This is a genomic window from Pinirhizobacter sp. (assembly GCF_035317885.1).
In the GTDB taxonomy this organism is placed as follows: domain Bacteria; phylum Pseudomonadota; class Gammaproteobacteria; order Xanthomonadales; family Rhodanobacteraceae; genus Pinirhizobacter.
The window spans coordinates 1-2799 of sequence record NZ_DATHFX010000045.1; the positions used below are offsets into that span (position 1 = coordinate 1).

General features: G+C 64.6%; 3 protein-coding genes and 1 pseudogene. 3 read left to right on the plus strand and 1 reads right to left on the minus strand.

Features of this window, described 5'->3' with window-relative positions:
* Positions 1–832: hypothetical protein (locus VK519_RS01375; protein WP_324346938.1), on the plus strand; the 832-nt coding region annotated here is incomplete at its 5' end.
* Between the two features lie 18 nt (positions 833–850).
* On the opposite strand, the gene VK519_RS01380 is transcribed toward VK519_RS01375, so the two are convergent.
* Complete coding sequence (locus VK519_RS01380; protein ID WP_324346940.1) at positions 851–1645, minus strand: SDR family NAD(P)-dependent oxidoreductase; 795 nt, start codon at positions 1643–1645, stop codon at positions 851–853.
* A gap of 208 nt (positions 1646–1853) precedes the next feature.
* Between VK519_RS01380 and tmk the strand changes: the two genes are divergently transcribed.
* Positions 1854–2528, plus strand: a complete 675-nt coding sequence (gene tmk / locus VK519_RS01385) for a dTMP kinase (protein ID WP_324346942.1) — start codon at positions 1854–1856, stop codon at positions 2526–2528.
* 17 nt (positions 2529–2545) lie between these two features.
* A pseudogene (locus tag VK519_RS01390) lies at positions 2546–2799 on the plus strand (histidine kinase); the annotation flags it as partial.

The window sequence follows — 2799 nt, forward strand, 5'->3', positions numbered from 1 at the left end:
CTTCAACCAGGGCGTGATCCTGTCGAAGCTGGATTTGAGCAACACGTCGCAGCGGCTTGTCGGCCATGAGTTCAAGGTGTTCTCGCAATGGGGCGAGGACGGCATCCTGCAATTTCTTACGCGCGTCGTTCCCATCGCCCAGCGAACGTTCATCGAGTTCGGCGTGGAGGATTTCTCCGAATCCAACTGCCGATTCCTGATGCAGAAGGACAACTGGCGCGGCTTCGTGATCGACGGCTCGGCCGACAACGTGAAGTCGATCCGCCGCGCACCCTACTTCTGGCGGCACGAACTCACCGCGAAGCAGGCGTTCATCACCCGCGAGAATATCCAGGGCCTGCTTGCCGAAAGCGGCTTCGATGCCGACCTTGGCGTGCTGTCCATCGACATCGATGGCAACGACTACCACGTGTGGCAGGCCATCGAAGCCTTCCATCCGCGCATCGTGGTGTGCGAATACAACAGCGTATTCGGACCTGCCGATACCCTCACCGTGCCCTACCAGGCCGATTTCCAGCGCAGCGCCGCGCACCATTCGAACCTGTATTGGGGTGCATCAATCGCAGCGCTGGCGCATCTGGCGTCCACGAAGGGCTATAGCCTGGTGGGAGGCAACAGCGCCGGCAACAATGCCTTCTTCGTGCGGAGCGACCTCCTCAACGACAGCCTTGCCGTGTGCAGCCCTTCCCAGGCCCACGAGATTTCCCGTTACCGGGAAAGCCGCGACGCCGACGGCAAGGCGAACTGGCTCTCCGGCGACGCGCGACGCCGGGCCATCTCAGGTCTTCCGGTACTGAACGTGATCACAGGCGACACGCGCACGCTCGACTGAGTTTGCGCGCAAGCCGCCTCAAACGATCGACCGCACCACCCCGCCATCCACGCGCACCGCGGCACCCGTCGTTGCCGATGCCTGCTCGGAAGCCAGGTACACCGACATGGCAGCCACCTCGTCCACGGTGGCCAACCGCTTGATCAGGGACGACGGGCGGTGCGTTGCGATGAAATCGCGCTCAACTTCAGCCAGCGGGATGCCCTTCTCGCTGGCGATCTTGCCGAAGAAATCACCCACGCCTTCCGAACGCGTGGGGCCGGGCAGCAGTGCGTTGACGGTGACGCCAGTGCCGGCAAGGTCTTCGGCCAGCCCGCGCGACAATCCCAGCTGCGCCGTCTTGGTCACCCCGTAGTGGATCATTTCAGCCGGTATCTGCACGCCTGATTCGCTGGATATGAACTGGATGCGGCCCCAGCCGCGTTCCTTCATGCCCTGGGCGTAGTGGCGGGCCAGGCGCACGCCGCTCATCACGTTCACCTCGAAGAAATGCATCCAGTCCGCATCGGTGATGTCAACGAAGGCCTTGGGTTCGAAGATGCCCAGGTTGTTGACCAGGATATCGATATCCGGGAAAGCGGCGATCAGGTCCGTGGCGCCCTGCGCTGTACCCAGGTCACCGGCGTGGCCCACAAGGGAAGCCTTCGGGTGGCTGGCGCGGATGGAGGCCAGGGCCTCCTCGACACGGGCCTGGGTGCGGCCGGTCACCACGACATGGGCGCCGGAACCGGCAAGGCCCGTGGCAATGGCAAGGCCGATGCCGGCGGTGGATCCTGAAACGATGGCGCTGCGGCCACTAAGGTCGATGTGCATGGGCGTAGGAGCTCCTGGTTCAAGTTGAGGCGTCCTATCACTGTGGGGACGCTTTTCACCGATGGAATGCCCGCGAACCTAGCGATCGCGCCCCGGGGTCCGCGCCCGGGGTCAGAGTAATTACTCTGACCCCCAACATCGCGGCTGACCCCCAACATCGCCGTACCGCCGAAGTGCATTCGCGGTGCCGAGCGGATAAAGTTCGGCGATGACCCAAGCTCAGATCCCCGGCGGCTTCGTGCTCGCCATCGAAGGCATCGACGGTGCCGGCAAGACCACCCTCGCCACCAGCCTCGGGGCGGTCCTGAAGAATGTAGGCCTGGGCGTCACCATCGGCAAGGAACCCACCGCGGGCCCCTGGGGCACCAAGCTCCGGCAGTCGGCGATCGAAGGACGGCTCGATCCCGCGGAAGAACTGCGCTACCTGCTGCTCGATCGCCGCGAGCACGTCGAATCGGTGATCACCCCGGCTCTTCGGCGCGGTGAAGTGATGATCCTGGACCGCTACTATCCGTCCAACGTGGCCTACCAGGGCGCGGCGGGGCTGGATGTCCAGGAACTGCTGGCCGCGAACGACTTCGCGCCAAGACCCGACCTGCTGCTGGTGCTTGACGTCGACCCCAACGAAGGCCTGTCGCGCATCCGCGCCCGCGGCGACAAGCCCAATCATTTCGAGGACGTCGACAATCTTGCGCGGTGCCGGGCCATTTTCCTTGAGCCGGACCTGCTCGATGCAACGGTCATCGACGCCAGCAACGATGCAGCCACGGTGCTCGCCGTGGCCCGGGAACTCACCTACCAGGCCGTGATCGGCAAGCTCGGTGAGCGTCCTGGCTGGGTCGAAGGCATTACGTCGCGCTCGACGGCGCCACCACATGCCTGACTGTAAAACCGCAATCCATGTCCCACCCGCCCACACAACGGTTGTCCGATAGCACGCAGGGCGAGATGGCGCGCCGGCTGCGCGAGCACGACTGGGCCGCCACGTCCCTGGGTCCGATTGACCGCTGGCCGTCTTCGTTGCGTACTGCCACGGCCATGCTGCTGGCCTCGCCGGCCCCTATGGTGATGGCCTGGGGCAGCGAGGCCCGGCTGATCTACAACGATGGCTATGCCCTGTTCGCCGGCGAGCGCCACCCGGGGCTGTTCGGCAT